Annotated in this window: 30 protein-coding genes; 24 read left to right on the top strand and 6 right to left on the bottom strand. The window is 63.7% G+C overall.

The features are described 5' to 3' along the window. The first annotated feature begins 150 nt into the window (after positions 1-150). The 13 genes from nrdR (at position 151) to AC4FWB_RS02455 (ending at position 10,730) form a co-directional block, all read left to right on the top strand. Positions 151-630, top strand: coding sequence for a transcriptional regulator NrdR (nrdR, locus tag AC4FWB_RS02515; protein ID WP_059184872.1), 480 nt, complete (start codon positions 151-153; stop codon positions 628-630). Between the two features lie 2 nt (positions 631-632). Next, a complete protein-coding gene (ribD, locus tag AC4FWB_RS02510) occupies positions 633-1,763 on the top strand; it encodes a bifunctional diaminohydroxyphosphoribosylaminopyrimidine deaminase/5-amino-6-(5-phosphoribosylamino)uracil reductase RibD (protein WP_491024177.1) in 1,131 nt (376 codons plus the stop codon). After that, positions 1,763-2,380, top strand: a complete 618-nt coding sequence (locus AC4FWB_RS02505) for a riboflavin synthase (protein WP_491024176.1) — start codon at positions 1,763-1,765, stop codon at positions 2,378-2,380. Before ribD ends, AC4FWB_RS02505 begins: the two co-directional genes overlap by 1 nt. Before the next feature lie 66 nt (positions 2,381-2,446). Further along, positions 2,447-2,707, top strand: coding sequence for a CopG family ribbon-helix-helix protein (locus AC4FWB_RS02500; RefSeq protein ID WP_491024175.1), 261 nt, complete (start codon positions 2,447-2,449; stop codon positions 2,705-2,707). Continuing rightward, positions 2,707-2,982: a type II toxin-antitoxin system RelE/ParE family toxin gene (locus AC4FWB_RS02495; protein ID WP_491024332.1), complete on the top strand. Its 276-nt coding sequence runs from the start codon at positions 2,707-2,709 to the stop codon at positions 2,980-2,982. The genes AC4FWB_RS02500 and AC4FWB_RS02495 overlap by 1 nt, the downstream gene beginning before the upstream one ends. A 244-nt stretch (positions 2,983-3,226) precedes the next feature. After that, entirely contained in the window at positions 3,227-4,216 is a 990-nt protein-coding gene (locus AC4FWB_RS02490) for a methyltransferase (protein WP_491024174.1), read from the top strand. A gap of 138 nt (positions 4,217-4,354) precedes the next feature. Continuing rightward, positions 4,355-4,849: a 6,7-dimethyl-8-ribityllumazine synthase gene (gene ribH / locus AC4FWB_RS02485; protein ID WP_491024173.1), complete on the top strand. Its 495-nt coding sequence runs from the start codon at positions 4,355-4,357 to the stop codon at positions 4,847-4,849. Then, positions 4,846-5,346, top strand: coding sequence for a transcription antitermination factor NusB (nusB, locus tag AC4FWB_RS02480; protein WP_491024172.1), 501 nt, complete (start codon positions 4,846-4,848; stop codon positions 5,344-5,346). Before ribH ends, nusB begins: the two co-directional genes overlap by 4 nt. Then, positions 5,343-6,563, top strand: a complete 1,221-nt coding sequence (locus AC4FWB_RS02475) for an MFS transporter (protein WP_491024171.1) — start codon at positions 5,343-5,345, stop codon at positions 6,561-6,563. Before nusB ends, AC4FWB_RS02475 begins: the two co-directional genes overlap by 4 nt. 160 nt (positions 6,564-6,723) lie before the next feature. Next, positions 6,724-7,635, top strand: coding sequence for a glycine betaine ABC transporter substrate-binding protein OsmF (gene osmF, locus AC4FWB_RS02470; protein WP_491024170.1), 912 nt, complete (start codon positions 6,724-6,726; stop codon positions 7,633-7,635). Between the two features lie 253 nt (positions 7,636-7,888). Then, on the top strand, positions 7,889-9,052 hold the full coding sequence (locus tag AC4FWB_RS02465) for an ABC transporter permease (protein ID WP_491024169.1): 1,164 nt from the start codon (positions 7,889-7,891) through the stop codon (positions 9,050-9,052). Further along, positions 9,049-9,984: an ABC transporter ATP-binding protein gene (locus AC4FWB_RS02460; protein ID WP_491024168.1), complete on the top strand. Its 936-nt coding sequence runs from the start codon at positions 9,049-9,051 to the stop codon at positions 9,982-9,984. Before AC4FWB_RS02465 ends, AC4FWB_RS02460 begins: the two co-directional genes overlap by 4 nt. Beyond that, positions 9,981-10,730: an ABC transporter permease gene (locus tag AC4FWB_RS02455; protein WP_491024167.1), complete on the top strand. Its 750-nt coding sequence runs from the start codon at positions 9,981-9,983 to the stop codon at positions 10,728-10,730. Before AC4FWB_RS02460 ends, AC4FWB_RS02455 begins: the two co-directional genes overlap by 4 nt. A gap of 6 nt (positions 10,731-10,736) precedes the next feature. Here the strand turns inward: AC4FWB_RS02455 and AC4FWB_RS02450 are convergent, their stop codons facing one another. The 3 genes from AC4FWB_RS02450 to AC4FWB_RS02440 all read right to left on the bottom strand — a co-directional run bounded on the left by AC4FWB_RS02450 (position 10,737) and on the right by AC4FWB_RS02440 (position 11,432). After that, positions 10,737-10,943, bottom strand: a complete 207-nt coding sequence (locus AC4FWB_RS02450) for a type II toxin-antitoxin system HicA family toxin (RefSeq protein ID WP_491024166.1) — start codon at positions 10,941-10,943, stop codon at positions 10,737-10,739. After that, complete coding sequence (locus tag AC4FWB_RS02445) at positions 10,940-11,143, bottom strand: type II toxin-antitoxin system HicB family antitoxin (RefSeq protein WP_491024165.1); 204 nt, start codon at positions 11,141-11,143, stop codon at positions 10,940-10,942. Before AC4FWB_RS02445 ends, AC4FWB_RS02450 begins: the two co-directional genes overlap by 4 nt. Positions 11,144-11,207: 64 nt before the next feature. Next, complete coding sequence (locus AC4FWB_RS02440; protein WP_491024164.1) at positions 11,208-11,432, bottom strand: hypothetical protein; 225 nt, start codon at positions 11,430-11,432, stop codon at positions 11,208-11,210. Positions 11,433-11,511: 79 nt separating this feature from the next. On the opposite strand from AC4FWB_RS02440, the gene AC4FWB_RS02435 reads away from it, so the two are divergent. Continuing rightward, positions 11,512-12,012 carry a DUF2165 family protein gene (locus tag AC4FWB_RS02435; RefSeq protein ID WP_491024163.1) on the top strand — a complete coding sequence of 167 codons (501 nt, stop codon included), beginning with the start codon at positions 11,512-11,514 and terminating at the stop codon, positions 12,010-12,012. Positions 12,013-12,242: 230 nt separating this feature from the next. Next, entirely contained in the window at positions 12,243-14,384 is a 2,142-nt protein-coding gene (locus tag AC4FWB_RS02430; RefSeq protein WP_491024162.1) for a sodium-translocating pyrophosphatase, read from the top strand. 142 nt (positions 14,385-14,526) lie between these two features. Here AC4FWB_RS02430 and AC4FWB_RS02425 read toward each other — a convergent pair whose 3' ends face one another. After that, positions 14,527-15,048: an outer membrane protein assembly factor BamE gene (locus AC4FWB_RS02425; RefSeq protein WP_126100136.1), complete on the bottom strand. Its 522-nt coding sequence runs from the start codon at positions 15,046-15,048 to the stop codon at positions 14,527-14,529. Between the two features lie 117 nt (positions 15,049-15,165). Between AC4FWB_RS02425 and AC4FWB_RS02420 the strand changes: the two genes are divergently transcribed. The 7 genes from AC4FWB_RS02420 (at position 15,166) to AC4FWB_RS02390 (ending at position 19,951) form a co-directional block, all read left to right on the top strand. Further along, on the top strand, positions 15,166-15,708 hold the full coding sequence (locus tag AC4FWB_RS02420; protein WP_491024161.1) for a ubiquinol-cytochrome C chaperone family protein: 543 nt from the start codon (positions 15,166-15,168) through the stop codon (positions 15,706-15,708). An 11-nt stretch (positions 15,709-15,719) separates the two neighbouring features. Beyond that, the gene (locus AC4FWB_RS02415) at positions 15,720-16,268 is read left to right on the top strand and encodes a YceD family protein (RefSeq protein WP_491024160.1); all 549 of its coding nucleotides are present in this window, start codon (positions 15,720-15,722) and stop codon (positions 16,266-16,268) included. 130 nt (positions 16,269-16,398) lie between these two features. Beyond that, positions 16,399-17,469 carry a phosphate acyltransferase PlsX gene (plsX, locus tag AC4FWB_RS02410; RefSeq protein ID WP_491024159.1) on the top strand — a complete coding sequence of 357 codons (1,071 nt, stop codon included), beginning with the start codon at positions 16,399-16,401 and terminating at the stop codon, positions 17,467-17,469. Between the two features lie 9 nt (positions 17,470-17,478). Beyond that, on the top strand, positions 17,479-18,450 hold the full coding sequence (locus AC4FWB_RS02405) for a beta-ketoacyl-ACP synthase III (protein ID WP_491024158.1): 972 nt from the start codon (positions 17,479-17,481) through the stop codon (positions 18,448-18,450). 103 nt (positions 18,451-18,553) lie between these two features. Further along, positions 18,554-18,877 carry an integration host factor subunit alpha gene (locus AC4FWB_RS02400; protein ID WP_320222681.1) on the top strand — a complete coding sequence of 108 codons (324 nt, stop codon included), beginning with the start codon at positions 18,554-18,556 and terminating at the stop codon, positions 18,875-18,877. 130 nt (positions 18,878-19,007) lie between these two features. Beyond that, positions 19,008-19,547 carry a MerR family transcriptional regulator gene (locus AC4FWB_RS02395; RefSeq protein WP_320222680.1) on the top strand — a complete coding sequence of 180 codons (540 nt, stop codon included), beginning with the start codon at positions 19,008-19,010 and terminating at the stop codon, positions 19,545-19,547. Between the two features lie 107 nt (positions 19,548-19,654). Further along, on the top strand, positions 19,655-19,951 hold the full coding sequence (locus AC4FWB_RS02390; protein ID WP_491024157.1) for a glycine zipper domain-containing protein: 297 nt from the start codon (positions 19,655-19,657) through the stop codon (positions 19,949-19,951). Positions 19,952-20,039: 88 nt separating this feature from the next. On the opposite strand, the gene AC4FWB_RS02385 is transcribed toward AC4FWB_RS02390, so the two are convergent. Then, positions 20,040-20,234, bottom strand: coding sequence for a hypothetical protein (locus AC4FWB_RS02385; RefSeq protein ID WP_126100144.1), 195 nt, complete (start codon positions 20,232-20,234; stop codon positions 20,040-20,042). Between the two features lie 241 nt (positions 20,235-20,475). After that, positions 20,476-21,075, bottom strand: coding sequence for a hypothetical protein (locus AC4FWB_RS02380; RefSeq protein WP_491024156.1), 600 nt, complete (start codon positions 21,073-21,075; stop codon positions 20,476-20,478). Positions 21,076-21,381: 306 nt separating this feature from the next. Here AC4FWB_RS02380 and AC4FWB_RS02375 point away from each other — a divergent pair, with 306 nt between their 5' ends. Next, positions 21,382-21,648: a helix-turn-helix domain-containing protein gene (locus AC4FWB_RS02375; protein ID WP_491024155.1), complete on the top strand. Its 267-nt coding sequence runs from the start codon at positions 21,382-21,384 to the stop codon at positions 21,646-21,648. Positions 21,649-21,821: 173 nt separating this feature from the next. Next, complete coding sequence (locus tag AC4FWB_RS02370; protein WP_491024154.1) at positions 21,822-22,280, top strand: YbaK/EbsC family protein; 459 nt, start codon at positions 21,822-21,824, stop codon at positions 22,278-22,280. The last annotated feature ends 333 nt before the right edge of the window (positions 22,281-22,613 follow it).

Genomic DNA, 22,613 nt, shown 5'->3' with positions numbered 1-22,613 from the left:
AAAGGCTCTAAGCCTTTCGCCACTGGAGCGAGACGACGCTTCCTTGAATCGTCATCTCGCTCTAAAATTTTGTTTTTGAAGCATGATCTTCTCCGAAAAGTCTGCAACTTTTCGGGACCATGCCCTAGAATCGCGAACCCAAGGCTCTCCATGCGCTGTCCCTATTGCCAGTCCGAAGATACGCAGGTGAAGGATTCGCGCCCCGCCGAGGATGGCGCCGCGATCCGCAGGCGCCGCGTCTGTCCGGATTGCGGTGGCCGCTTCACCACCTTCGAACGCGTGCAGCTGCGCGACCTCGTCGTCATCAAGAAGTCCGGTCGCAAGGTGCCCTTCGACCGCGACAAGCTCTTGCGCTCCGTCGAGATCGCCGTGCGCAAGCGCAATGTCGATCCCGAGCGCATCGACCGTGCCGTCACCGGCATCGTGCGCCAACTCGAAAGCTCCGGCGAGACGGAAGTGGCGTCCGGCGAGGTCGGCCGCCTGGTGATGGAAGCGCTGAAATCGCTGGACGACGTCGCCTATGTCCGCTTCGCCTCCGTCTACCGCAATTTCCGCGAGGCCAAGGATTTCCATGAGCTGCTGGGTGAGCTGAAGGGCGACGAGGAAAAGACCGAAGAGGACGCCGGCTGATCATGGCGAGACCTCAATTGAGCGAGGCCGACCAGGCGGCCCTGGACCGCCGTTACATGGCCGCGGCCATCAGGCTGTCGCGCCGCAATGCCGGGCGGACCTCGACCAACCCCTCGGTTGGCACCATCATCGTGCGCGACGATGGTGCGGGGCCGATGATCGTCGGCACCGGCGTGACGGCTGTCGGCGGCCGCCCGCACGCCGAGACCGAGGCGCTGGCCGAGGCCGGCGAGCTGGCGCGCGGCGCCACCGCCTATGTCACGCTGGAACCCTGCGCCCATCACGGCCGCACCCCGCCTTGCGCCAACGCGCTGGTCAATGCCGGCATCGCGCGCGTCGTTGGCGCGGCGACCGATCCCGATTCGCGCGTCTCCGGCAAGGGCTACGCCATTCTGCGTGCCGCCGGCGTCGAGGTGGTGGAGAAGGTGCTTGCTGCCGAGGCTGCCGAGCAGATGGCCGGCTATCTGATCCGATCTTTGAAAAAACGCCCCGAAGTGACCCTGAAGCTTGCGCTTTCGAGCGACGGCAAGATCGGCCGGAAGGGCGCTGGCCAGGTCGCGATAACCGGCGAGATCGCCAGGCGTGAGGTCTATCTGATGCGCGCGGAGGCGGACGCCATCCTGGTCGGCATCGGAACGGTACTGGAGGACGATCCGGCGCTGACGGTGCGCCTGCCGGGACTGGAGAACCGCTCGCCGGCGCGCATCATCCTCGACCGCCAGATCCGGCTGCCGGAGACATCGAAGCTGGTATCCGGCGTCGACCGCGTGCCGCTCTATGTCGCCGCATGCCTCGAAGCCGACCCGCATCGGCGGGCGACCCTCGAACGCGCCGGCGTGCGCTTCATCGGCACGGAAACCTATTCAGGCGAAGTGGCCCTGCCGGAATTGCTGGAGGATCTTGCCGCCCTCGGCATGGCGAGCGTGCTGGTCGAAGGCGGCGCCAAGGTAGCGAAGGCGTTCCTGGAGGAAGACCTAGTCGACCGCATTGTGCTCTTCCAGGGACCGGAAGCGATCGGCGAAGACGGCATTGCATCGCCCATCGACGCTGACCATATCCCGCCAGGTTTCCGCAAATTGCGCGAGATGCGCTTCGGCGAGGACACCTACGCCGAATGGGTAAGGGATTTCTGATGTTTACTGGGATCGTCACAGACGTAGGGACTGTTGCCGCCGTGAAGCCGCTCAGCGAAGGCATCGGCCTGCGCATCGACACCGCCTACGATCCCGAGACCATCGCCATCGGCGCTTCGATTTCCTGCGGCGGCGTCTGCCTGACGGTGACCTCGCTGCCCGAGCATGGCTCAAACGCACGCTGGTTCGAAGTGGAGGCGTGGGAGGAAGCTCTGCGGCTGACCACCGCTTCGAGCTGGAAATCCGGCACCAGGGTCAATCTCGAACGGGCGCTGAAGATCGGCGACGAACTCGGCGGCCACATCGTCTCCGGTCATGTCGACGGCACGGCCGAGATCGTCGAGCGCAAGGAGGAGGGCGACGCCGTGCGCTTTACGCTAGAGGCGCCGCGGCATCTGGCGAAGTTCATCGCGCCGAAGGGCTCGGTCGCGCTCGACGGCACCTCGCTCACCGTCAACAAGGTCGAAGGCACTCGCTTCGACGTGCTCCTGATCCACCATTCGCTGAGCGTCACCACTTGGGGTGAACGCCAGGCCGGCGACCGCGTCAACATTGAGATCGACACCATGGCCCGCTACGCCGCGCGCCTAGCTGAGGCAGCGAAAGAGGGGCTGTGACGCGGCGCTCCAATCTCGACTTAATCAATTTTAATCGCTATGATTAAGTCTGATTGCGAGGCTCAGATGGACACGAAAGTAATCACTGCTCACGTTCCGCTGCCGCTTGCGGAGAAAGTCGACCAACTGGCTGCGCGGCTCGAGCGTCCGCGTGGCTGGATTGTGAAGCAGGCCCTTTCCGCTTGGGTCGACTTGGAGGAGGAGCGTAGGCGGCTCACACTTGAAGCGCTTGCCGATGTCGACGCTGGTCGGGTTATAGACCACCAAGCCGTTCAAGCATGGGCCGAGAGTCTTGGCACTGAAAAGCCTCTTCCGTTGCCACGTTGATGGAGCTGAGGTGGACCAGTAAGGCTTTGTCCGATCTGGTCAGGCTTCACGATTTTCTTGCACTGGCAAACAGCCAGGCGGCCGCACATGCGGTGCAGTCATTGGCTGCCGCGCCAGTACGGCTAATCGAGTATCCGCGCATCGGTGAAAAGCTGGAAGAGTTCGAGCCACGCGAAGTGCGCCGCATTTTGGTAGGCAACTACGAGATTCGCTACGAAATACAGAACACCACGATTTTTGTGCTCCGCCTATGGCACACGCGAGAGGATCGTTAGGACTGAGCTACGTCCCTAGAGCAATTCCAGGAAAAGTGTGAAACGGTTTTCCGTTCGGAATTGCGTAAAAACAAAGGGATAGAGCGGTTCGCCGTTTCGGTGAAACGGTGAAATGCCCTAGCGATCTTGCGCTTGCCATCAACGCGGCTTCAGCGTCTGCCAGCGCAATCCGCCGTTCAACATAGCTTCCTGCTTCACTTCCGCTCGGGTGCCCCGTAAGCTTTCACCTGCCGGAGGGGAAGCCATGACCAACCCATCGCAACAACTCATCAGGCTGGGTTTCGGATTTGCCGCGTCACAGGCGCTGCGCGTCATTGTCGAACTCGGCATTCCCGATCTTTTGGCCTCCGGCGGACAATCGGTTGAAGGCTTGGCAGCCGCTACGAACGCTGATGCGGAATCGCTCTATCGCGTCATGCGGCTTCTGGCGGCGGAGGGAGTGTTCACTGAAATTCGCCCTCGTCGTTTTGCCTTGACGGAAGTTGGCGCAGCGCTTCGTTCTGATCGACCTGGACCGCGTGACTTCATCCGGATGATCAATAGCGAGGCTTATCTTGCGTTCGAGCAGCTTCTGCATTCCGTCCGCACTGGAAAGCCGGCCTTCGACAAGGTATTTGGAAATCCGAGATTTGATTGGCTCTCGGCCCACCCGGAACAGGCTGCCCTGTTCCAGCGCGCCATGGTCGCCTTGAGCCAAGGTAGCAACGAGGCGGTCGCGGCTGCCTATGATTTCGGCCCATACACGCGGGTCGTCGATGTCGGGGGCGGGCATGGACAACTGCTCTCGGCCATCCTTGCCCGCAATCCCCACTTGAGCGGCGTTCTTCTCGACCTGCCCTCTGGAGTGGCGGCGGCGCGCCAGGGGGCCGGAGGCGACCTGCCGCGCACCGACTTCGTCGCCCGCGACTTCTTCGACGGCGTCCCCGTTGGCGACGTCTATGTAATCAAGAAGGTGATCCACGATTGGGACGATGAACGCGCGGGGTTGATCCTGCGGCGTTGCCGCGAGGCCATGCCAACGCATGGCAGGGTGCTCGTGGCCGAGACGCTCGTACCTCCGGGCGACGAGCCGGCCCAGGTCAAGTTCCTCGATGTGGTTATGCTCGCCGTCACCGGCGGCCTGGAGCGGACGGAGGCGCAATATGCCCGCCTGTTCGAAGGCTCCGGACTGCGACTTGAGCGGGTGATCGATACCGGAGCACCGATCTCGATCCTCGAAGCTTTGCCTGCCTAGCCAAAGAACGATCCGAAGATCGCGCTGCGCGGGAGGCGAATCCGTCGAGAGATACCGGGCCGGTGTCGGTTCGACAATCTTCCGCTTGCGATCAATCCGGCTTCGGCCTAAGTCACCGGCAACCCCCCGGAGACTTTTATGGCAGGCATATCCCAACACGGCAAAGCGTTCATTCGCCCCAAGGCGAAGGCGCATCTGCTCATTGTCGAGGCGCGTTTCCACGACGACCTCGCCGACGCGCTGCTCGAAGGCGCGACGGGCGCGCTGGACGAGGCCGGCGCCACCTATGACGTCGTCACCGTTCCTGGTTCGCTGGAAATACCGGCAGTGATCACTTTCGCGCTGGATGGCGCCGCCGAAGGCGGCACGCATTATGACGGCTTCGTCGCGCTCGGCACCGTCGTTCGCGGCGACACCTATCATTTCGACATCGTCGCCAATGAATCGAGTCGCGCACTGATGGACCTGTCGGTGCAGGAAGCGATCGCGATCGGCAATGGTATCCTGACCACCGAGAACGATGCGCAGGCCTGGACGCGGGCCAGGCGCACGGAAGGCGACAAGGGCGGTTTTGCCGCGCGCGCGGCGCTGACCATGATCGCGCTGAAAGAGAAATTCGGAGCCCAATCGTGAGCGATCCTGCTTCGACCGGCCAGCCGACAGTGCGCCACGCCAACAAGCGGGGCGCCGCTCGTCTCGCCGCCGTGCAGGCGCTCTACCAGATGGATGTCGCCGGCAGCGGTGTCTTCGAAACAACTGCCGAGTATGAGACTTTCCGCCTCGGCAAGGAAGTCGACGGCGCGCTCTATCGCGAGGCCGATGCGCAATGGTTCCGCGCCATCCTCACCGGCGTCGTCGAGAACCAGAAGACCATCGATCCGGTCATCCGCCAGGCGCTGACCGAGGACTGGCCGCTGTCGCGGCTGGACTCGACGCTGCGCGCCATCCTGCGCGCCGGCGTCTATGAATTGATGAAGCGGGACGACGTGCCGGTGGCTGTGATCGTCTCGGAATATGTCGATATCGCCAAGGCCTTCTACGAGGAAGACGAACCGAAGCTGGTGAACGCCGTGCTCGACCGCGTTTCGCGCCGGGTGCGTGGCGAAGGTCGCGGCAAGGACGCATCGTGAGCGCTGCGGCAGTCGTCGCTGGCGTCGGCAGGGAAGCGCGCCGCACGGCGGCGCTGCTCGCCGCGGCGCAGGCGATTGTCGGCTCCGCGGCGCCGATCGCCATTTCGCTCGGTGCGCTTGCCGGACAGTATCTGCTTGGCCCCGACAAATCGCTGGCGACGGCGCCGGTCACCGGCTTCAACATCGGCGTGGCGCTCGGCGCGCTGCCGGCGGCCGCCATCATCCGCCGGCTTGGCCATCGCGGCGGCTTCATGACCGGCACCGTCATCACCGCGCTTGGCGGGCTGATCGCGACGCTGGCGCTCTATCGGGCTAGCTTCTGGCTCTTTGCCTTCGGTCTCGGCGTGATCGGTGTCGGCGGCGCCTTCGTCCAGCAGTTCCGCTTCGCCGCCGCCGACAACGCGCCGCCGGAATTCAAGGCGCGCGCCATTTCCTTCGTGCTGGCGGGTGGCATCGTCACTGCAATCGTCGGGCCGCAGATCGTCATCTACACGCGCGAGCTCCTCGCGCCGGTGATGTTTGCCGGATCCTTCGCCTCGATCCTGATCCTCGCGGCTGTCGGCGCCGTCATCCTTTCCTTCCTGCACATGTCCAGGCGGGCAGGCACCGCCGCGCAAACCACCGCAAGCGACGCCCGGCCGCTGGTCGAGATCGCCACCCAGCCGCGCTTCGTCGCGGCGCTGTTCTGCGCCGTCGGCAGCTACGCGCTGATGAGCTTCGTCATGACCGGCGCGCCGCTCGCAATGGTCGGCTGCGGGCTCTCTCCCGACGATGCCACGCTCGGCATTTCCTGGCATGTCATGGCGATGTTTGGGCCGAGCTTCTTCACTGGTAGGCTGATCCACCGCTTCGGCGCCGAGCGCATCGTCGCCATCGGGCTGGTCCTGCTCATCGGCTGTGCCGCGGTGGCGCTTTCCGGCCTCGCGCTCTGGCAGTTCTGGAGCGCGCTTATCCTGCTCGGCCTTGGCTGGAATTTCAGCTTCATCGGCGCCACCGCCATGGTCGCCGCCAGCTACCACCCATCCGAAAAGGGCAAGGTGCAGGGCTTCCACGACTTCGTCCTGTTCGGCTCCGTCGCCTTCGCTTCGCTGATGTCGGGCGCGATCTACAACGCCTGGGGCTGGACCATGCTGAATTGGGTCGTGTTTCCGGTTGTCGTGCTCTGCTTTCTGGCGCTCGGCGCCTTGAAGCTGCCGGGCTTGCGCGCCGCCAACTGACATTACGCTGTCGGGACCCGGCGCGGCGCGGCATTCGCGCCGCGAACAAAATTATTGCGTGCATCCCGCTAGTTATGAAACCGTGTACCCCGACGGCGCGTTAAAGCCATGCTCATATGCCGCCTCCGACCCCATCGGTTCACAGCACGGGATTTTCATAATGTTTTCAATCGGAAAGCTCGCCGTAGCCGCGATCGCGCTCGGCATCACCGCAGCTTCGGCACATGCCCAGGTGGTTGTCTCCTCGAAGATCGACACCGAGGGTGGTGTGCTCGGCAACATCATCCAGCTGGTCTTGAACGCCAACAACATCAAGACCACCGACCGCATCCAGCTGGGCGCTACGCCCGTGGTGCGCAAGGCGATTACCGCCGGCGAGATCGACATCTATCCCGAATATACCGGCAACGCCGCCTTCTTCTTCCAGAAGGCGGACGATCCGGTGTGGAAGGATGCCGCCAAGGCCTACGAGACCGCCAAGAAGCTCGATTATGATGCCAACAAGATCGTCTGGCTGTCGCCGTCGCCAGCCAACAACACCTGGGCGATCGCGCTGCGCAAGGAAGTGGCGGATGAGAACAAGCTCGCCACCCTGTCGGACTTCGGCAGGTATGTCTCGGGCGGCGGCAAGGTGGTGCTCGCCGCTTCGGCCGAGTTCGTCAATTCGGCGGCGGCCCTGCCGGCTTTCCAGACCACTTACGGCTTCAAGCTGAAGCCGGACCAGTTGATCACGCTCTCGGGGGGCGACACGGCCGCGACCATCGCCGCCGCCGCCAACCAGACCAACGGCGCCAACGCCGCCATGGTCTACGGCACCGACGGCGGCATCCAGCCCTCGGGCCTTGTCGTGCTCGAGGACGACAAGGCCGTGCAGCCCGTCTACCAGCCGGCGCCGATCATCCGCGAGCAGGTCTTGAAGGAACATCCGGAAATCGAGACGCTGCTGAAGCCCGTCTTCGCCAAGCTCGACCTCGTCACGCTGCAGCAGCTCAACGGCCGCGTGCAATTGGGTGGCGAACCCGCGAAAGGTGTGGCGGAGGATTTCCTGAAGAAGAACGGGGTCTTGAAGTAGCAGCAAGAGCGTCGAAAGAAAACGTGACGCCGGTGCGAGACGCCCCCCTCTGTCCTGCCGGACATCTCCCCCACAAGGGGGGAGATTGGCTGTTTCATCGCCGGCGCTCTTCACGTCACGCTGGGGATTGGCGAAAGTCTGCGCGAAATCTGATCTCCCCCCAAGTGGGGGAGATGTCCGGCAGGACAGAGGGGGGCGCGAAGGAACGAGGCCTTCCTAATTCTGCCCCTCCAAATCGCCGCGCGAGCAGCCGATGACCATCCGCTTCGACAAGCTCGGCGTGGTCATCGCCGCGATCGTCACCTATGCCGCCTTCGCGGCACCTTTCGTCACATTCCGCGCCAACCGCATCGTACCTGGACAGGCGCGCTCGATCATCGAAGCGCTGCCACCCACGCTTGGCGCGCTGCTGCTTGCGATCGTCATTGCCGGCGGCATTGTCGCGCTGCTGAGGACGCCGCTGATCCTGAGGCTCGCCGCCAATGTGGTTGCGCTGGTTGCGCTCGCGATCCTGATCGGCATTGCCGGCGGCTTCCTGACGCCCGCCGGCAACACTTTCGCCCGCGTCGCGCCGGCCTCGGGCTTCTGGCTGCTGATCTTTGCCTTCACGCTGCTTCTGGCCGATGTGCTGACCAGGCTTAGCCTTTCGCCCTGGGCGCGTGTCGGCGTCCTCATTGTCGCCGCGCTCGCCATCGGCGCGCTGCTGGTCTCGGGAAGCTGGGACAGTCTTTCCATTCTCAAGGAATATGCCAGCCGCGCCGACAGTTTCTGGGCCGAAGGATCCAAGCACATCACGCTGGCGCTCGGCTCGCTGGCGGCAGCGGTGGTCGCCGGAGTTCCGCTTGGCATCCTCTGCCACCGCGTCGAGCCGCTGCGGGCAGGGGTGCTGAATGTGCTCAACATCATCCAGACCATTCCGTCGATAGCGCTGTTCGGCCTGCTGATCGCGCCGCTCGGCTGGATCGCCGCGCATGTGCCGGGCGCCGCGGCAGTCGGCATCAGAGGCATCGGCACCGCGCCGGCCTTCGTCGCGCTGTTTCTCTATTCGCTGCTGCCTGTCGTGGCCAACACCGTGGTCGGGCTTGCCGGCGTGCCGCGCGCCGCCAACGATGCCGCGCGAGGCATGGGCATGACCGATCGCCAGCGCCTGTTCGATGTCGAGTTCCCGCTCGCCTTTCCGGTGATCCTGACCGGCATCCGCATCGTGCTGGTGCAGAACATCGGACTGGCCACGATCGCCGCGCTGATCGGCGGCGGCGGTTTCGGCGTGTTCGTCTTCCAGGGCATCGGCCAGACGGCGATGGACCTTGTGCTGCTCGGCGCAGTGCCCACCGTGGCGTTGGCCTTTGCCGCGGCTATCATCCTCGACGCAGTCATCGAAATGACCTCCACCAGGCGCAGGGCGGACCCCGCATGATCGAGATCGAAGGCATCACCAAGCGCTATAACGGAACGGCCGTCGTCGACGATGTCTCGATGGTCATCGAACCGCGCACCATCGCCGTGATCGTCGGCACTTCCGGCTCCGGCAAGACGACGCTGCTCCGGATGATCAACCGGCTGGTCGAGCCGACCTCCGGCGTGATCAAGCTCGACGGCGCCGACAATCGCTCGCTGCCCGGCTACCAGCTACGCCGCAGCATCGGCTACGCCATCCAGGGCCATGGCCTGTTTCCGCACCGCACGGTGGCCCAAAACATCGCCACCGTGCCGCTGCTGCTCGGCTGGGACAAGGACCGCATCAAGGCGCGCGTCGAAGAACTGATGACGCTCTACCAGCTCGACCCGCAGGCCTATGGTCCGCGCTATCCGCATGAACTCTCCGGCGGCCAGCAGCAGCGCGTCGGCGTCGCGCGCGCGCTCGCCGCGGAACCCAACGTGCTTCTGATGGACGAGCCCTTCGGCGCGCTCGACCCGATCATCCGCACCAAGGCGCAAGAAGATCTGCTGGCGATCCAGAAGCGCTTCGGCACCACCATCATCCTCGTCACCCACGACATGGAGGAGGCGGTGCATATGGGCGACAAGATCGCCGTCATGGATGCCGGCAAGGTGCTGCAATACGCCAAACCCGCCGAGATCCTGGCAAAGCCCGCAAATGACTTCGTCGAAACCCTGGTCGGCTCCAGCGAGCGGCCGTTCCGGCTCTTGTCGCTCGGCCGCGCGCGCGATGCGGTGGAGCCCGGCGGCGCCGAAGGCAAGGCGATCCCCGGCGACGCCAGCCAGCGCGATGCATTGGCCGAGCTTTTATGGACGGGCCGTCCGGCGCTGCCGGTGAAGGACGCCGACGGCAAGCCGCTCGGGCGCGTCACCGTTGAGGGGCTGGTGAAGCGCGCGAGGCCGGCATGAAGGCCTGGCTGCCCGCGCTGTTGAGGCTGGGTCTTCTGGTGCTGCTGATGGTCTTCATCGCCAACCCGGACTGGTTCGAGCCGTTGTTGAAGCCGCTGACCGAGAATGGCGCGCCGGCAATCTACAACCAGGGCAGCCTGCTGACGCTGACATTGCTGCATCTGAGGACCGTGCTCGTCGCCACTGTGGCCGCGACGATCGTCGCCGTCGCGCTCGCCATCCTGGTCACCCGACCCGCCGGCGCCGAGTTCCTGCCGCTGTCGCGCAGCCTGGTCAATATCGGCCAGACCTTTCCGCCGGTGGCGGTGCTGGCGCTTGCCGTGCCGGCGGTCGGCTTCGGCGAGAAGCCGACGCTGATCGCGCTCTTCCTCTACGGGCTGCTGCCGATCTTCGAGAACGCGCTGACCGCGCTCACCACGCTGCCGGGCAATGTGATGGAGGCGGCACGCGGCGCCGGCATGACCGGCTGGCAAAGGCTGATGAAGGTAGAGCTGCCGCTGAGCGCACCCGTGATCCTCGGCGGCATCCGGCTGTCCGTGGTCATCAGCCTCGCCACCGCCACCATCGGCTCGACCGTGGCGGCCAAGACGCTGGGCGAGGTGATCATCGCCGGCCTGATATCGAACAACCTGGCCTTCGTGCTGCAGGGCGGCTTGATCGTCGCGGCGCTTGCGGTGCTGATCTATGACGGCCTGTCGGCGATCGAGCGCTACGCCGCGCGCCGCATGGGGCGGGAAGCAGGGTAGCTGCCTTCAGACCTCGTCTTCGCCGATTTCGGCCATCTTCAGGAGATGACGCAGGAGACCGATCTTGAGTGGCTTGTTGCCATGTATCGGAATAGAGAGACGTACAATGCTGCCCTCCTTTCCGTAGATATGGTGGCTTCCGGCAATGCGCAGAAGCTGCCAGCCTTGCCGCTCGACAGCCCGGGCGAGGTCCTTGCCGGAAATGGACTTCAAACGGCGACTTCCACGACCCTGCCCGGCTCCGAAGTCAATGACGATGGAAGATCGATGGAAAGGCAGCCTTCGATTGCTTCGCGAAGATTCGCAAGGAGCTCGTCCAAGGTCTCTCCTTGTGTCGCGCATCCCGGAATGGCGGGAACTTCGGCCCAGTAGCCGCCCTCTTCGGCTTCGTGAACAATAGCTTTGAACTTCATCTGCTAACTCCTGTCTTGTTCAGAAGATAGGCTCGCGATCTGCATTTGCAAAGCAGGGGCGGCCTCAGCGGGCAGGGTGGTCCAGCGTCAGTTCGAGCATCGTGCCTCCTCGCGTGCCGATGATCCAGCGGCGACGGATGACGGCGAAGTCGTGCCGAGTGCCGGCTGTCTCCAACGAAACAAGATCGCCGACGGCGCAATCACTGCCGAGATCGAGCGTTTCGGCCAGCCCGGCGATGCCTTGCTTGCTGGCATAATGTTTCGCGCTGGCAGTAAGCGTAACCGACACTGAGCCCCCAGTTGCGCGATCTTCGGGACTCGGCGATTGATCTTCCCGATGCCCCGATCTTTCAGCAGGAGTTCTTGCCATGACCTTGCGTCTCTCGAAGATCGTCATGTGTCTGTGTCTCGCGGCGTTCGCCTTTCTGGTCGCTTTCGGCAACATCACCGACTACGGCTCAAACTTCGCCTTTGTCCAGCATGTGCTGAGCATGGATACCACCTTTCCAGGCAATGCGCTGATGTACCGCTCGATCACCAACCCGGCGCTGTGGACGGCCGGCTACTGGCTGATCATCCTCGGCGAGGCGCTGACTTGCCTGCTCTATCTCGTCGCCGCCTGGAGCCTTTGGCGGGCGCGCAAGGCGAGCGCGCAGGACTTCAACGACGCCAAGAAATTTGCCGTCATTGCCGCCACGATGGGCTTCCTGATCTGGTATTTCGGCTTCATGGTCGTGGGCGGCGAATGGTTCGCCATGTGGCAGTCGAGCATCTGGAACGGCCAGCAGAAGGCGTTCATGTTCTACATGACCATGCTTGCTGTGCTGATTTTCGTCATCCAGCCCGATGGCGATTTGCGCAAGGGCTGATTTACGCCGCGTCATTTCAATCGATCTAAAAGGACGGTGGCGACTAGCGGTGAATCGCGATCCTCGTCTTTTGGGCGAAAGCCGGGCAAAAACCGAACAATATCTTGACGTTCCGAGCCCTGTTTCGCATACACCGCAGCCAAGGGGTGGATTCCGTGCACGGCATTCATTCCCGTTCCAACGGCCCAGGGAGGGGTTCTTTTGGGCCATCAATCGAGGAAAATCCGGCAATGACCATCATTACCGCCGTCATCGCCTGCGGCTTGCTGTCAGTTCTGTACGCCATCTGGGCGACACGTTCGGTCCTTGCGTCCGATCAGGGCAGCCAGCGCATGCAGGAAATCTCCGCAGCCATTCGCGAAGGCGCCCAGGCCTATCTGGCGCGCCAATACACGACCATCGCCGTCGTCGGCATCGTCGTGCTTCTGCTCGCCTGGTGGCTGTTGTCCATCACTTCCGCGATCGGCTTCCTGATCGGTGCGGTGCTCTCGGGCACTGCCGGCTTCATCGGCATGCATGTCTCGGTCCGCGCCAATGTCCGCACCGCGCAGGCCGCCTCGAACAGCCTTGCCGCCGGCCTCGACATCGCCTTCAAGTCCGGCGCCATCACCGGCCTGCTGGTCGCCGGCCTCGCGCTGCTCGGCGTCTCGATCTACTACTTCATCCTGACCGGTCCGATGGGCCTGCAGCCCAACGACCGCGTCGTCATCGACTCGCTGGTCTCGCTCGGCTTCGGCGCTTCGCTAATCTCGATCTTCGCCCGTCTCGGCGGCGGTATCTTCACCAAGGGCGCCGACGTCGGCGGCGATCTCGTCGGCAAGGTTGAAGCCGGCATTCCGGAAGACGATCCGCGCAACCCGGCCACCATCGCCGATAATGTCGGCGACAATGTCGGTGACTGCGCCGGCATGGCCGCCGACCTGTTCGAGACCTATGCGGTGACAGTCGTCGCCACCATGGTTCTGGCCTCCATCTTCTTCGGCGGCACGGCAGTGTTGGGCGCCGCCATGCTCTATCCGCTGGCCATCTGCGGCGCCTGCATCCTGACCTCGATCGTCGGCACCTTCTTCGTCAAGCTCGGCTCCAACGGCTCGATCATGGGCGCGCTCTACAAGGGCCTGATCGTCACCGGCCTGCTGTCGATCGTCGGCCTGGCCATTGCCACCTCGGTCTGCCTCGGCTGGGGCGAGATCGGCACCGTCGCCGGCGTCACCGTCACCGGCAAGAACCTGTTCATCTGCGGCCTGATCGGCCTCTTGGTGACCGGTCTCATCGTGGTGATCACCGAATACTACACCGGCACCAACAAGCGCCCGGTGAACTCGATTGCCCAGGCCTCGGTGACCGGCCACGGCACCAACGTCATCCAGGGCCTCGCGGTCTCGCTGGAATCGACGGCGCTCCCCGCGCTCGTCATCGTCGGCGGCATCATCGCCACCTACCAGCTCGGCGGCCTCTTCGGCACCGCCATCGCCGTCACCACCATGCTCGGCCTTGCCGGCATGATCGTGGCGCTCGACGCTTTCGGTCCGGTCACCGACAATGCCGGCGGCATCGCCGAAATGTCGGGCCTCCCGAAGGAGGTGCGCCAGTCCACCGACGCGCTCGACGCCGTCGGCAACACCACCAAGGCGGTGACCAAGGGCTATGCCATCGGCTCCGCAGGCCTCGGCGCGCTGGTGCTGTTCGCGGCCTACTCGAACGACCTGAAGTTCTTTGCCGCCAATGGCGACAAATATCCCTACTTCCAGGGCATGGGCGAGGTCTCCTTCGACCTCTCCAACCCCTATGTCGTCGCCGGTCTCATCTTCGGCGGCCTGATCCCGTATCTGTTCGGCGGCATCGCCATGACCGCTGTCGGCCGCGCCGCCGGCTCGATCGTCGAGGAGGTGCGCAAGCAGTTCCGCGAAGACAAGGGCATCATGGCCGGCACGTCGAAGCCGAATTATGCGCGCGCCGTCGACCTTCTCACCAGGGCCGCCATCCGCGAGATGATCATTCCGTCGCTGCTGCCGGTGCTGGCGCCGCTCGTCGTCTATTTCGGCGTGTTCCTGATCTCGGGATCGAAGGCCTCGGCCTTCGCGGCGCTCGGCGCCTCGCTGCTCGGCGTTATCGTCAACGGCCTCTTCGTCGCCATCTCGATGACTTCCGGCGGCGGCGCTTGGGACAACGCCAAGAAGTCGTTCGAGGACGGTTTTAACGACAAGGACGGCGTCAAGCACCTGAAGGGCTCCGAGGCGCACAAGGCATCGGTGACCGGCGACACCGTCGGCGACCCCTACAAGGACACCGCCGGCCCGGCTGTCAACCCGGCGATCAAGATCACCAACATCGTCGCGCTGCTGTTGCTTGCCGTGCTCGCGCACGGCTGACCGCAGCCTTCTTTTCCAAACAGAAACCCGCGGGAGCGATCCCGCGGGTTTTATTTTCGACCAAGCGGTGTCGTTGAAACGAAAAGACCCGCCGGGGCGATTCGGCGGGTCTTCGTCGTCTCAGTTCCCGGAGGCCTCCGGATCAGGTGCCCGGCGTGCCGCCGCCCGGGATGCCAGGCGCCAGCTTGCTGGCGCCGTTGATGATCTGGCTGAGGAAGTTCTGGTCCTTGCCGCCGGTCGGCGTCGTCCTGGAGATGAAGTCGAAGATCTTGCCGTCCTTCAGGCCGTAATTGGCGATCTGGGTGACGCGGCCGTCGGCGCCGAAATAGACCGCCAGCACATGCTGGTCGACCAGGCGTGGCTTGTCGAAAGCGACATAGCGCTTGCGCGTCTGCGATATGTAGTAAAAGGCCTCGTTGTCGAAGGTCGCCGTCGTCGACGGCGTGCCCAGCGCCAGAAGCACCTGCTCGCGGCTCGAGCCGACCGGCACCGAGTCGATCGCCGCCTGGTCGATGACATAGCCTTGCGTCAGCGTCTCGCTCGGGCTGAGATCGCCGATCATCTTGGATGAATTGCAGGCCGAAAGCGCGGATACCGCCACCAGCAGAGAAGCTACGCCCGCCGGCAGGGGCGTAAGAAACGACTTGAATTTCAGCGCACCCAACAACAATTCTCCATCACATCCCCGCAACTTGCGCTGGGCCGCAAAACCGGTAAACCAGCTTGCATGCCGATGCAACAAGGCCAAATCAAACACAAGGTCCCCGGGAGACCACCCTCAATGTTCCAGCGCCTTTTTGGCCGCGAACGTCATGCCAACCGCGCCATCACGGAGGCGCTCTACGCACAAATCGTGGCGGCGGCGCGGCAAACCGTGTTTTATTCCGACTGGAATGTGCCGGATACGCCGCTCGGCCGCTTCGAGATGCTGGCGCTGCATATGTTCCTGTTCCAGCACCGGCTGCGCGGGGAGGGCGGTGCGGCAACCGAGATCGCGCAGGTGCTGATCGACGAGTTCTTCCTCGATGTCGACCATTCGCTTAGGGAACTGGGCATCAGTGATGTCGGCGTACCGAAGCGCATGAAGAAGCTGGCAAAGATGTTCTATGGCCGCACCGCGGCTTATGACGACGCCTTGCGGGACGACGACCGCGTTGCCCTTAGCATGGCACTCGCCCGTAACGTCAGGCCCGATGCCGGCGAGTGGCTCGAGGCGCCGCTGCTGGCGAACTATGTTTCCGCAGCGTCCCGGCAGCTTGCCGCGCAGCCTACCGAATCGATCGCGGCTGGCACCGTGGCGTTCCCGGTCGCCGGAGCCGTGTGAAGGAGGCGAGAATGAAACACGCCGAACCGCAGAGCCCCGTATCTTTCGTCGCTAACGTCGCCCGCCTGCCGCAAAAGGGCTTGCCTGTCGTGATCGAGGCCGACGAACGCCAGCGCGCGGCCCTTGCCGCTGAATACGACCTGCTCTCGGTCGAGAGCTACCGCGCCGAACTCCTGGTGGCGTCCTGGAAACGCAACGGCGTCAAGGTCAGCGGCCGCGTTGAGGCCGATATCACCCAGGCCTGCATCGTCACCCTCGATCCGGTGGCAGCCCATATCGACGAGCCCGTCGAGGCGCTCTTCTTGCCCGAGCAGTCGAAGCTTGGACGCGAAGGGTTCGAGGGCGGCGGCGAGATCGTTCTCGATGCCGACGGACCGGACAGTCCCGAAACTTTTTCCGGCGACACCATCGATGTCGGTGCGCTCGCCGAGCAATTTTTCGGCCTGGCGATCGATCCTTATCCGCGCAAGCCCGGAGCCTCGCTCGATGCCGAGGGCGACGATCAGCCTGAGGAAAGCGAATTCCAGAAAAAGCTGCGTTCGCTGCTCGGAAAATCCTGAAGGCGGCTGGGATTTTGGAAAAGTTGGTTGTGCGGCTGCCCAAAACCGCTATTTTCGCCGGACCTTCGCGAGCCCCCTTACCTCGGCAGGCGCACGCCGCTAGCCAGGCAAACCGTGAGAAAAACACCGCGTGATCAGGATTTCCATCGATGCCATGGGCGGCGACCACGGACCAGGCGTCGTCATCCCGGCGCTGATGACGGTCGCCATCCGCCGCCCTGACATCCGCTTCGTCATCTATGGCCGCGAGGACGCCGTGCGTCCCGAACTGGCCAAGTTTCCAAAACTCGCCGAGGTCAGCGAATTCGTCCATTGCGAGATCGCGGTGAGGATGGACGACAAACCGAGCCAGGCGCTGCGCCACGGCCGCTGGAAGTCGTCGATGTGGAAGGCGGTCGAGGCGGTGAAGAATGGCGCCGCGCAGGCCTGCATCTCGGCCGGCAACACCGGCGCGCTGATGGCGATGTCGAAATTCTGCCTGCGCACCATGGTCACCATCGACCGCCCGGCGATCGCCGCGCTCTGGCCGACGACGCGCGGCGAGAGCGTGGTGCTCGACGTCGGCGCCACCATCGGCGCGGATGCGCATCAGCTCGTCGATTTCGCCATCCTCGGCACCGGCATGGCGCGCTCGGTGTTCGGCATCGAGCGGCCGAGCGTCGGTCTGCTCAATGTCGGCGTCGAGGAGATCAAGGGCCAGGAGGAGGTCAAGGAGGCCGGGCGCATGCTGCGCGAGGCCAACATGGCCTCGATGAACTATCGCGGCTTCGTCGAGGGCGACGATATCGGCAAGGGCACGGTCGACGTGGTCGTCACCGAGGGCTTTGCCGGCAACATCGCGCTCAAGACGGCCGAAGGCACGGCAAGGCAGATCGCCGGCTACCTGCGCGCCGCCATGAGCCGCACGCTGATGGCCAAGATCGGTTATGTCTTCGCCAAGGGCGCCTTCGACCGGCTGCGCGAGAAGATGGATGTCGGCCGCTCCAATGGCGGCGTCTTCCTGGGCTTGAACGGCATCGTCGTGAAGAGTCACGGCGGCGCCGATTCGGACGGCTTCGCCGCGGCGATCGAGCTCGGCTACGACATGGTGCGCAACAATCTGCTTGACCGGATCGAGGCCGATCTCGATCTGTTCCATGCGCGCAATCCGACTGCCCAGGCAAACAGGAAATCCGGCGTCGCCGTCGACGCCGAGGAATAGGAACGAACCTTGATCAGATCAGTCGTGCGCGGCAACGGTGCCGCGCTGCCCCGCCGCATCATGAAGAATGCCGACTTCGAAGGCATGGTCGAAACCTCCGACGAGTGGATCGTCCAGCGCACCGGCATTCGCCAGCGCCACGTCGCGGCCGATGACGAGACGACGGCCTCGCTGGGCGAGGCCGCGGCGCGCGCCGCGCTCGACAGCGCCGGTCTGACGCCTGCCGACATCGACCTGATCGTGCTGGCGACGTCGACGCCCAACAACACGTTTCCCGCGACCGCGGTGGATATCCAGAACCGGCTCGGCATGCATCACGGCTTTGCCTTCGACATGCAGGCCGTGTGTTCCGGCTTCGTCTACGCGGTTGCCACCGCCGACCTCTATATCCGCGGCGGTTTGGCAAAGCGCGTGCTGGTGATCGGCTCGGAAACCTTCTCGCGCATCCTCGACTGGACCGACCGCTCGACTTGCGTGCTTTTCGGTGACGGCGCCGGGGCCGTTGTGCTCGAATCGGCAGAGGGGACGGGCGGCATCGCCGATCGCGGCGTGCTGGCGGCCAGCCTGCGCTCGGATGGCGTCCACAAGGAGAAGCTCTTCGTCGACGGCGGCCCATCGACGACGGGCACGGTCGGCCATCTCAAGATGGAAGGCCGTGAGGTGTTCAAACACGCGGTCGGCATGATCACCGACGTCATCGAGGCAACCTTTGCGCAGGCTGGCATCACGGCGGAAGACCTCGACTGGTTCGTGCCGCATCAGGCCAATAAACGGATTATTGACGCTTCCGCCAAGAAGCTCGGGATTGCCGAACAGAAAGTGGTGGTCACCGTCGATTTGCACGGTAACACCTCGGCTGCCTCCGTGCCTCTCGCTTTGTCGGTGGCCGTCGCCGATGGCCGCATCAAGAAGGGCGACCTGGTTCTGCTCGAGGCGATGGGCGGAGGTTTCACTTGGGGCGCGGTGTTGCTCCGCTGGTAAGTGCCGAACGCGCCGGTTCGGTCCTTGACCTTGCCGGATCAATTACTTAGGCTCTGCCGCTGGCTGTATCGATTTACATTTTTTGAGCTGATGGGACGGTTGCATGGGGGGAAAGACACTTACGCGTGCCGACCTTGCCGAAGCCGTTTACCGCAAGGTTGGTTTGTCGCGAACTGAATCGGCCGAGCTCGTCGAGGCCGTGCTGGATGAAATTTGCGAAGCCATCGTTCGCGGTGAAACGGTGAAGCTGTCGTCCTTCGCAACCTTCCATGTCCGCTCCAAGAATGAGCGCATCGGTCGCAATCCGAAGACCGGCGAGGAAGTGCCGATCTTGCCGCGCCGGGTGATGACCTTCAAGTCGTCGAACGTGCTGAAGAACCGCATCTTGCGCTCGCACCAGAACAGCAAGGCCAAGAGCGGCAAATAGCGCGCCGGCAAATACGGTTGAAAACCGCGGTCAGCTTTGACACCGGGCTTGAATATTGTTTCATAAATCGCTGAAATAAGGCTCGATTCGGCATAAGTGCCGGATCGGCGTCCAGCGTGAGGATTCGCCCATGGACAAGAGCCCCGATGCTTTCCGCACCATTAGTGAAGTCGCGGAAGATCTCGACCTGCCGCAGCATGTGCTGCGTTTTTGGGAAACGCGCTTCAACCAGATCAAGCCGATGAAGCGTGGTGGCGGCCGCCGTTATTACCGGCCGCAGGATGTCGAACTGATCAAGGGCATCCGGCACATGCTCTACGATCAGGGCTACACGATCAAAGGCGTGCAGAAGCTGCTGCGCGAGAACGGCAACCATTTCCTGGTCGCCATCGGCAATGGCGACATGGCCGCGGTCGAGGCGATCGCGCAACGCCGGCAGGCCGATCAGGTGCCGCTGACCGCGGCCGCCCAGCCGCGCGGCGACGAGGATGCGCTTGTCGGCCAGCCCAAGGTGAAGCCCAGCCGCCGTTTCTTCGGCCTCGGCAAGAGCGACGACGAAGGTCCAGTGCAGCCGGACTCCTCGAAATTGTCGCGCGACAACCGGGCTTTGCTGCAGGAAGCGCTGTTTGATCTCCTGGAGTGCAAACGCCTGCTCGACCAGGTGCGTTGAGTTTCGGTCGCCGGGTCCTGCAGACGTGAGCCGTCAGCGCCGGTGAAAGTCGGAACTGCCGTCACGCCCACGCGTTAGGCCTTCTCTGCAGGAGAAGGACATTTGGCATGGCGTTGTTTGCGACCGACCACGATCTGGACAGGCAGTTTGCGGCGCTCTCGCGGCAGTTCGACGATTTCAGGAGAGCCCTCGGCAAACGCGGCGACGCCTATTACGAGGGCGGCCGAGAGGCAGCGTCCGACTATTATTCGCAACTCGCCGAACGCCTCCATGAGACGCTGCCGGCAATCAGGCGCAGGGGCAGGGCGATCGAGCGCACCGCGCGCGATCATCCGGCCACCGCGGCGGCGGTAGGATTGGTTGTGGTAGGGCTGCTTGCCGGTCTTCTCATCAGCCGGCGCTGACGTTCACCGGCCTGCAAAGCGGAAATCCGACGGGAAGGCCGCGCCCCGGTCAACAAAGGCCGGCCTTCCCATCGGCAGGAGGGAAGGATCAGGCCTTCTTCGCAACGACCTTGTGGTGGTGACGGTGATGATGGTGGCGGTGGTGGTGCCGGTGATGATGCTTGCGGTGATGATGGTGATGCTTCTTCATCGGAGCCGCATCGGCGCTGGTCGTGCCGAGGATCGGCATCGTGAACGCCAGGGCCAGAGCCAGCCCGAGCGCGGACAGGAGGGACTTCTTCATGACTTCGTTTCCTTTTTACGCGGGCGTTCCGAGATTCACCGGACCAAATCGGTGACCCAAGCCTCGCGATCGGGACTATCCTCCTGGATTTTTTCGACAATTTTTCCCAACTGTAGATTTTTGTTTCTGGATTGTTTCGGGCTGAATTCCGACGACGCCGCGCGTCCGAAAGGACGCGCAGCGGGCGTTGCGGCACCATGATCTTTTGAAACATGCCGGCCGGGTACGCCGGCCTCTTCGCTCACATCGGCGGGGCGATGCCATGATTGCCGACGACGACCCGGCGCGAGACGAGCTTGCCGTCGCCGCCGCGCTCGGCGCTGACGAAGACCGCCATTCCCGGCTTGAGGTCCGTCGGCTTGGCGGTCGCGAATGTCACGATCGGCGTCGATTGCGGGATTGCGATCTCTTTCTTCTGGCCATTGCTATAGGTGAGCGTCACGGTTCGTCCGTTGATCTCGGTCACGTCGGCGACGGTGCCGTTGGTCATCCGGCTGTTGGGCTGCAAATCCCAATCGCGGTCGCCTTCTCCGGTGCCCTTCAATGCGGCGGGGAAGATCACGACTTCCAGCGCGCCGCTGCCGCCGTCGGCCTTGGATATCGATGCGATGCCGAGGAAATCGCCCTGCTTGATATCGGCGGCCGATGCCTTGGCGACGCCGGAGATCATCCAGTCGGGAGCAAGGGTGACCGTATCGGTTTTGCCGTCGTGGGCTTTCACCGTCAGCGCCGTTCCGGCGAGGTCGACCACCGTGCCGCGCACGCGCACGCTCTCGGCCTGCGCGGAAACGGCAAAACATGAAATCGTGCCGAGCACGATCGCGAATAACTTCAGGTTCATGGCATCCGATCCTTCCAAAAAGGGTTTGGCGCCGCCCGCCGTCGACCAGCGACAGAGACCTAACGAATTGGAGCGGGCAAAATGCCGGCGGTTCCGGCCTTCAGCGCTTCAAAAGAACTTGATTGCGCGTCGCGCCACCTTACATGTTGGTGGCCTGGGCCTCGGCCTCCGGCCGGCGGGACCGGTTCACGATGGCGTGACGGCCGCGACGGTCCCTCTTGGCAAATCAATTGTTAACGGCCATTCTCCCGCCCGTCTCAGGCAACGCCACATTTCATCTGTCTTGTTTCATCCCAAGGAGTTGCCATGCCCAACACCGCACGAAACGCTGTTGCCAACAACATCATTGCCGCGTCCGGCCTCAATCCGCTGAAGGCCGCGCGCGAAACGAGGGGATATACGATCGAGGAGCTTTCCTTGACCTGCGGCTTGGCCGTGGGCGAGATCGTCGACATCGAGGACGGCAAGGACGCCGATCCCGCGAAGCTCAGGCGTATCGCTTCCGCACTGCAGGTGCCGGAAGAGGAATTGATCATGGTGCCGACCGAAGAGAATCGGCCCACACAGCAATAGAGACGCAGGAAGCGTCCCGCATGAAGAGCTCGCCACGGCCTCGCCTGGCGGGCTTTTTTTCGCCTTCGACGCATGGTCCTTGGCTCTTGCCAAAAGCCGTGGCGCCATGTGCCAATCCCGGCCGGCGCCGCGATTCGGCGGTGTTGGCCAATACGTCTGACGAGGTTTCGCTCATGAGCCTGGAATCGGTTCGCGCCTTCTTTGCCGACCGTGCGCCCGACATCGAGGTTCTGGTCACCGACGCGAGCTCGGCGACCGTGGCGCTGGCGGCGGAGGCGCATGGCGTGATGCCGGCGCAGATCGCCAAGACCATCTGCCTGCGCGTTGGCGAAGAGACCATGCTGGTCGTGACCAGCGGCACAGCCAGGCTCGACAACCGCAAGTGCAAGGACACGCTCGGCGGCAAGCCGCGCATGCTCGACGGCGAGCAGGTGCTGGCAGCGACCAGCCATCCGCCGGGCGGCGTCTGCCCGTTCGGCCTGCCGGCGCCGCTGCCGGTCTATTGCGACGAGACGCTACGAGCGTTCGACGAGGTCGTCCCCGCGGCCGGCGCCACCAACGCCGCAGTGCGCATCGCGCCGCAGCGAATGGCCGATCTGGTCGGCGCCGTATGGGTGGATGTTTGCCAGTAGAAGAGCCGCGATCTCTCTCCTGGTCGCCGCGGTGCTGGCCGTCATACGCGCCTTGCGCATTGGGCTCGTCACGGGATCCAGAGAGTTTAGCGACTGCCGACGCGCAAGTGATCACTTAGCAAGCGCTACACTAAGGATGTTTCGTTGCAGGGTGGCGCTATAGGCCCCATCGTTCGCAAATCGATCCCACAGAGCAAAACAGGACGAGAGCGCGGCCAGAGCTAGAATCATGCGCATGGAAACCTCCGCCACAAGCGCCTGAAAATCCCGCAGCCTACGGTTGCCTCCTAATGCAAGCTATTGCTGATATAGTAGGTAAACACGATTGGACGC

The organism is Mesorhizobium sp. LEGMi-168a (genome assembly GCF_058312955.1).
This window is presented reverse-complemented; position numbering and strand designations above follow the sequence as displayed.